The following is a 1845-nucleotide window of genomic DNA, read 5'->3' as shown; positions in this document are numbered from 1 at the left end:
GGTGGCATGGATGTGTTTAACGCAGGCTTAGGTAAAGATAGCATTCTCATTAACGCCAGCAACATCAGCGCACTAGAACAAACCGGCGCAGGCAACCGTGCCCGTGTGGATGGCGGTGGCGGTATTGATACCCTTGTATTAGAAGGTGCAGACTTAACTCTAGATCTAACCAAGATCAGTGACAGACGCATCCAAGACATTGAAGTTATTGACATTACAGGCTCAGGCGATAACACTCTAAAACTCAATTTAGATGATTTATTACATACCTCTACCAGTACCAATATTCTTAAAGTGTTGGGTGATAGTGGCGATAAAGTAAATGCTGCTGGTTTTAGTGATTCAACAATTGATAAGACTGTTAATGGCATCACTTATAATATTTACACTCACAGTGACGCCAATACACATGCTGGTGTTGAACTTTGGGTTCAGCAAGAGATTGTAATGCTTTAGGATATAGACATAAGCCAGATAATAGATAATAAGGTTTGACAAAAATGTAACACCCTATTCTTTCGTGCCACTATCAAAGTAGAGGCTTGAGTGTTTACAGTCATCTTATCACCCCATCTTTGCCCTTGGCAGTATTCCGCCTAGGGGAAAATGTGCTCGTTTATGATTATCAATCCATAACCACTGAGTGGTTAAATTTTGTGCAAACTCAATTAGGGTCGAGCAAATGCAGATTCTCTTGTTATTGAGTATTGGAATAGAGAAAAACAAGGCTAGAGCGCAACTCATTGCCATGAGTCATAATCTTAAAACTGGGGTGGATATTTTTAAAGCAATGTGGCGGTTAAAAGGGTTAAGAAGTTGTTGCGTCCAATGAGTGGAGGAAGGTAAAAAATAGAAAAACAAAGCAAAAAAAGTTGGATAAAAAAGGTTTTTATGGAAAATATGAAGGAGTTTAAAAAAAAAATTTGAAAAATTATAAAAATTAGAATTAGAATGAGAAATTATGAATTATGAATTATGAATTATGAATTATGAATTATACAAAAGTCTCTTTATATTAAAAATTACCACCACCACCTCGTGCTGTTGTTCTAACATGGTTATCATAACTATCAAAACTTCTAACAATTAGTTTTTTTTGACTACTATATCACCAATTTTTATCTCACTTTTTTTCATTGTTCCACTTCTACGATTATTATTTTTATGTGTTTTATAAATTATATTGGGGTTAATGCAGGAGTCTCTTTTAGAGTTGTTTTAGATGGGTGTTATTTTACTATATAGGCGGTTTTTGACTTTTTAGTTGATTTATGCAAAGGTTTCTACACAAAAGATCTTGACAAAATTATTTTTAAATGTTATAGTAAATTTTTTTTAATCATTTTTGAAAATGAAAAACACACTAATTAAACTCCTTGTAGTTGCCATTTTTTCAGTCTCTTTAAATGTTTTTAGTGTTGTGGTAGGACCACTCATCACAATCAGCGCTAATCATGTTAGCGCTACTGTTGGAATTACTATTATACCTGTTACTATCACTAATACAGGTGGTGCTGTTGCTTATTACTCAATTTCTCCTGCTCTTCCCAATGGCTTATCCTTTAATGAAAAAACTGGAACCATCTCTGGAGCGCCAATTGTCGGCTCTGATTCAGTAACTTACACTGTGACTGCATTTGGTCGTGGTGGTCCGAACACTGCAACTGTTGTTATTACTGTTGATGTCGGCGATATTAATCTAGCCTTTGGAAAACATGCCACACAATCCAGCATATATCTATACCGCCCTATCATTCCTGTTGCTGGCTATGCAGTGGATGGTAATACTGATGGCTATTTCTTAAATAAGAGCACCACCCATACCAAATATGAATACGGCGCTTG

At 35.8% G+C, this 1845-nt stretch carries 1 protein-coding gene and 1 pseudogene; both read left to right on the top strand.

Annotated features, from left to right (window positions below; genetic code table 11):
- Nucleotides 1-456 (top strand): annotated as a pseudogene (locus tag BHECKSOX2_RS06240) (hypothetical protein); the annotation flags it as partial.
- A gap of 895 nt (nt 457-1351) precedes the next feature.
- A partial coding sequence (locus tag BHECKSOX2_RS06235) for a putative Ig domain-containing protein (protein ID WP_180323690.1) occupies nt 1352-1845 on the top strand: 494 nt, incomplete at its 3' end.

Source organism: thiotrophic endosymbiont of Bathymodiolus puteoserpentis (Logatchev), assembly GCF_900127505.1.
Lineage (GTDB): Bacteria > Pseudomonadota > Gammaproteobacteria > PS1 > Pseudothioglobaceae > Thiodubiliella.
The sequence above is the reverse complement of the archived record's forward strand: the minus strand, read 5'-3'. Positions and strand labels throughout refer to the sequence as shown.